The following is a 3,629-nucleotide window of genomic DNA, read 5'->3' on the forward strand; positions in this document are numbered from 1 at the left end:
CCGTGACACTGGTCGAATTGGCCTGGGCCACCGCACCGGGAGATCCGAATGCCGAGGAGGTGGAGCAGGGAAGCCTGGCACTGTGAGGCGGCGCGGGTGCTTTGAGCGAATGATGCGATAGGCTTTTCAGTCACCGTCATCGCGACAAATTTCTGATGGCAACCGTGAAATCGCCGACGGCGAGATGCGTCATGCAGGCGCTTGCGTTTCGATGGCGCTCACCGGTTCGCCCCAATCACCCACTGTTCCTGATCGACGAGCGTGCCGGTCATCGGCCCGGCAGCATCCGAAAGCAGGAAGACGGCGAGGTTGGCGATATCGCTGGTCGAGAACAGGCGGCCGAAGGGTTGCGAGGCGTTGGCGGCATCGAGCCAGCCCGGCCCGTTGCCCAGCGTGTCGGCCTGCATGACGCGTTCGGCCGGCGTGTCGGTCCAGCCGACATTGATGCCGTTGACGCGGATGCGATCGAAGCGATGGGCGTTGGCGGCGTTTTTGGTCAGCGTGGCCAGCGCGCCCTTGCTTGCGGAATAGACGGCGAGCTCCGGCGAGCCGCAATGGGCGTTGATCGACAGGATGTTGACGATGGCGCCGCGCTCTCCGCGCTTCTTCATGTCGGCGATGGCCGCCTGCATGAGGAAGAACGGCGCCCGCGCGTTGACCGCGAACAGCGAGGCCCAGCCGTCGAGATCGGCATCGACGAAGGAGGCCCGGTCGGTCAGTCCTGCGGCGTTGACCAGCGCATCGATGCGGCCGAAGCGCTCGATGCAGGCTTGCGCCAAAAGGGCAGGGGCTGCCGGGTCGGCGAGGTCGGCGGCGACGAAAACCGTCGGCGTGCCGAGCCGCGAAAGCTCTTCCGCAACGGCATCGCCGCGCGTCTTCTCGCGCCCGGTGACGAGCAGGCCGCCGGCGCCGCAGCGCGCCAGCGTCTCGGCGATGGCGCGGCCAATGCCTTGCGTCGAGCCGGTGACCAGCGCCACCTTGCCGTTGAGTTGGAGCTCCATTCCTCTTCCCCGCCTCGCATCTGATTTCAGGCTAGCGCGGCGCGATCGTTTTACAATACGGAAATTGGAAATCTTGGAGTGGAGGTTGTTGGCTGTCGCGCTGCGTGGGGCCGGCGGGAGCCTGCCCCAATGTCGTGATTCCCTACGTAGCGGAGGCCGTCGCAAAGACGCTAGTGGACCGTGATTATGCCCTCGACGGCCCGCCATTCCGAAGGCTGGATGAGCCGGTGATGAGCAACGCGAACCGAATGGAGCGGACCATCGAGTTCGCGCTCCCAATATTGGAGAAAACCCTTGAGTTCGGGAAAGGCCGGAGCGAGATCATAGTCCTGCCAGACATAGAGCTGAAGCAGGCTTGGATGATCGGGCAGGTAATAGTGGATTTCGGCCGTCGTCAGGCCATAACCTTCCATTTGCAGGCGGAATTCGTTGCTGACCGTATCGGCCATGTCTTTCTCCTTCTCCGCTGAGGCATCCAGCCGGCGGGCATTTGTGTCGAACCCGCCCAATGCCGGGCCGGGCCGATCGGTTCTGTCGACCCTCTTCAAACAACGCCGCGAGAAGCTCGCGGGTTCCGAAAATAGCCACGCCATAACAGTGCCTTGGCGCTCTTTCTTGTCGAGTATAAAAATTTTTGCGCTGGTCTCTTGAAACCGAAAAACGGCAAAACTAGCTCGATATGCGCCGCGATGCCTGACGAAGGGTCGCGGCGTTCCGCACCGGTCCGATATTGCCGGTTCGGTGCGGAGGAACCTCAAAACCTGTTTGTCCACGAGGAGAACGACATGGCGTTCCGTCCATTGCATGACCGTATTCTGGTCCGCCGCCTTGAAGCCGAGGAGAAGACCTCCGGCGGCATCATCATCCCCGATACCGCAAAGGAAAAACCGCAGGAAGGCGAAGTGCTCGCCGTCGGTCCCGGCGCCCGCGACGACAGCGGCAAGCTTGTCGAACTCGATGTCAAGGTCGGCGACCGCATCCTGTTCGGCAAATGGTCCGGCACCGAGATCAAACTCGACGGCGAGGACCTGCTCATCATGAAGGAGAGCGACGTGATGGGGATCATCGATGAGATCGCCGAAGTGAAGAAGGCCGCCTGACGGCTTCTTGTATCCAACCAGTCAACGAATGCTGCCTAGATAAAGGAGTGATCCAATGGCTGCCAAAGAAGTGAAATTCCATACCGAAGCGCGCGAGAAGATGCTGCGCGGCGTCGACATCCTTGCCAATGCGGTGAAGGTGACGCTCGGTCCCAAGGGGCGCAATGTGGTCATCGACAAGTCGTTCGGCGCGCCGCGCATCACCAAGGACGGCGTCACCGTCGCCAAGGAGATCGAACTGGAGGACAAGTTCGAGAACATGGGCGCCCAGATGGTGCGTGAGGTGGCCTCCAAGACCAACGACCTTGCCGGCGACGGCACGACGACCGCAACGGTGCTTGCACAGGCGATCGTCAGGGAAGGGGCCAAGGCGGTTGCCTCGGGTATGAACCCGATGGATCTGAAGCGCGGCATCGACAAGGCGGTCGAAGCGGTGGTCGCCGAACTGAAGACCAATGCCCGCAAGGTCACCCGAAACGACGAGATCGCGCAGGTCGGGACCATCTCCGCCAATGGCGATGCCGAAATCGGCCGCTTCCTCGCTGAGGCGATGGAGAAGGTCGGCAATGAAGGCGTCATCACGGTGGAGGAGGCCAAGACCGCCGAGACCGAGCTCGAAGTCGTGGAAGGCATGCAGTTCGATCGCGGCTACCTCTCGCCCTATTTCATCACCAACCAGGACAAGATGCGCGTGGAGCTCGACGAGCCCTATGTGCTGATCCACGAGAAGAAACTCTCCAATCTGCAAGCGATGCTGCCCGTGCTCGAAGCCGTGGTGCAGTCTGGCAAGCCGCTCCTGATCATCGCCGAGGATGTGGAGGGCGAGGCGCTTGCCACGCTGGTCGTCAACAAGCTGCGCGGCGGCCTCAAGGTCGCGGCCGTCAAGGCGCCGGGCTTCGGCGACCGCCGCAAGGCCATGCTGGAGGACATCGCCATTCTCACCGGCGGCACCGCGATCTCGGAAGATCTCGGCATCAAACTGGAAAACGTAACGCTGCAGATGCTGGGCCGCGCCAAGAAGGTGGTGATCGAGAAGGAAACACCACCATCGTCGATGGTGTCGGCCGCAAGGAAGAGATCCAGGGCCGTGTCGCACAGATCAAGGCGCAGATCGAGGAGACCACCTCCGACTATGACCGCGAGAAGCTGCAGGAGCGGCTGGCCAAGCTTGCAGGCGGCGTTGCGGTGATCCGGGTCGGTGGCTCGACCGAGGTCGAGGTCAAGGAGCGCAAGGACCGTGTCGACGACGCACTGCATGCAACCCGCGCGGCCGTCGAGGAGGGCGTGCTGCCCGGCGGCGGCGTCGCCTTGCTGCGGGCGGCCAAGGCGCTCGATACCGTGCAGACCGACAATGCGGACCAGAGGACAGGTGTCGATATCGTGCGCCGTGCCATCGAAACGCCGGTCCGGCAGATCGCCGAGAATGCCGGCGCCGAAGGCTCGATCATTGTCGGCAAGCTGCGCGAGAAAAGCGAATTCGGTTGGGGCTGGAACGCCCAGACCAATGAATTCGGCGATCTCTTCGGCC

At 62.6% G+C, this 3,629-nt stretch carries 3 protein-coding genes and 1 pseudogene; 2 read left to right on the top strand and 2 right to left on the bottom strand.

Annotation, left to right across the window (positions count from 1 at the left end):
* Positions 1-218 precede the first annotated feature (218 nt).
* Both EN925_RS27905 and EN925_RS27910 read right to left on the bottom strand, forming a co-directional pair.
* Positions 219-1,001, bottom strand: coding sequence for an SDR family oxidoreductase (locus EN925_RS27905; protein WP_063172588.1), 783 nt, complete (start codon positions 999-1,001; stop codon positions 219-221).
* A 170-nt stretch (positions 1,002-1,171) separates the two neighbouring features.
* The gene (locus EN925_RS27910; RefSeq protein ID WP_084015824.1) at positions 1,172-1,450 is read right to left on the bottom strand and encodes an usg protein; all 279 of its coding nucleotides are present in this window, start codon (positions 1,448-1,450) and stop codon (positions 1,172-1,174) included.
* A gap of 336 nt (positions 1,451-1,786) precedes the next feature.
* On the opposite strand from EN925_RS27910, the gene groES reads away from it, so the two are divergent.
* Together groES and groL are read left to right on the top strand one after the other, a co-directional pair.
* Positions 1,787-2,101 (top strand): co-chaperone GroES, encoded by a 315-nt coding sequence (gene groES / locus EN925_RS27915; RefSeq protein ID WP_013530718.1) that lies wholly within the window; start codon positions 1,787-1,789, stop codon positions 2,099-2,101.
* Positions 2,102-2,156: 55 nt separating this feature from the next.
* Positions 2,157-3,629 (top strand): annotated as a pseudogene (gene groL, locus EN925_RS27920) (chaperonin GroEL); the annotation flags it as partial.

Origin of the sequence: Mesorhizobium sp. M7A.F.Ca.US.006.04.2.1 (genome assembly GCF_004022915.1) — a bacterium.
Classification (GTDB): domain Bacteria; phylum Pseudomonadota; class Alphaproteobacteria; order Rhizobiales; family Rhizobiaceae; genus Mesorhizobium; species Mesorhizobium ciceri.

What these genes read in the sequence shown, in the direction of transcription:
- EN925_RS27905 (WP_063172588.1), bottom strand. Translation starts at nt 1,001, where the DNA reads ATGGAGCTCCAACTCAACGGCAAGGTGGCGCTGGTCACCGGCTCGACG.
- EN925_RS27910 (WP_084015824.1), bottom strand. Translation starts at nt 1,450, where the DNA reads ATGGCCGATACGGTCAGCAACGAATTCCGCCTGCAAATGGAAGGTTAT.
- groES (WP_013530718.1), top strand. Translation starts at nt 1,787, where the DNA reads ATGGCGTTCCGTCCATTGCATGACCGTATTCTGGTCCGCCGCCTTGAA.